Below are 1236 nucleotides of genomic sequence, written 5' to 3'. Positions count from 1 at the left end.
ATAACTTTGCAATAAAAACAAAGTCAATAAAATCAATCTTAGGTTAGTAGGCTTTCTCATAATCTTTTTTTTGTTACTTCTGTTTATCCTCTAAGGGGCATTAGCGAATAAAAAAATTTGTATTTGATAACATTTATTTCAAAGTCTCTCTTCCCATTTTAAGAGAGACTAGTGCTTTTACTAATTCTCAACTTTTACGACAGCCATTCTACCGTTGTATGGCTTGTTACCTTTTGCTTCCAATGCCTTTGTCGCTTCTTGTAAACCGTCATATTTTTCGTAATAGATGTAATACTTACTTGTTGTCACATTATAAAAGAAATTCACATCTGTAAGTCCTGCAGCTACTGCTTTAATTAAAAACTCATCTCTTTTCTCAACACTGTTGTGTACTGCAAGAATCAAATAATATCCGCTATCAGAGTTTTTAATATTTTTAATAATCTGCATATTTGACTGCTCTTCACCAAAATCAAAATCATTTGCTTTTAATGGCGTGCTACTTACTTTTGTTGTCTCTTTTATTCGTTTAAGAGCCGCAATATCTTGTGCATATCTTCCTTCATCATTCTCATAAGCTGCACGTTTAATTCTACGTTTACGCTCAATTTCAGTCCCTGTTTTAATACGCTCTAAATCGGCAATTAAAGCTGCTCCTTCACTTTCCATTTTCAACTGAGCCGCTTTTAATTCGTTTATCTTCTCAAGATAAGCCTTATTCAAAGGATCATCTTTAGGGAACTTTTTAAGCCTATCGTTATAAAGATTTGTAAGTTTCGCAATCTCATTTTTCATGCTAGTATTTGCATCAGCAATCTGAACTTTCAATGCTTCAATTTGGCTGTTTTCTGCCGCTACACTTTTGAATGGTTTTGGCTCTTTATAAATACCCTTTTCACTTAAATCGTTCTCTTCTTTTAAATCGTTCAAGTCTTTTTGCTTATTCGCAACAGTTGCTTTAAACTGATCTAATAAATCTGTTTGTACTTTACTTGTACTTTCAACAGACTGAGTCAAGTTTTCAATAGCTTTTCCAGTATCATCTTTCGCTTTCGCTGCTAGTGTTGCCGCCGCCGCATCTGCCTTAGCTTTATCTGCTGCTAATTTTGCCTGACGCTCCTCTTCTTCTCTTAACAGTCTAGTCTCTTCTTCAGCTTTTAATTTTTCTGTCGCTTCTGCATCGGCTTTTGCTTTTGCGTCCGCTAGAAGTTTAGCTTGAAGAGCTTCCATATCTGC

1 pseudogene is annotated in these 1236 nt (G+C 35.0%); it reads right to left on the bottom strand.

The features are described from left to right. Nucleotides 1-180 precede the first annotated feature (180 nt). Nucleotides 181-1236: pseudogene (locus tag B3J44_RS23925) on the bottom strand (hypothetical protein); the annotation flags it as partial.

It is taken from the genome of Flavobacterium sp. UBA4854 (genome assembly GCF_002399805.1).
GTDB lineage: Bacteria > Bacteroidota > Bacteroidia > Flavobacteriales > Flavobacteriaceae > Flavobacterium > Flavobacterium ginsengisoli.
This window is presented reverse-complemented; position numbering and strand designations above follow the sequence as displayed.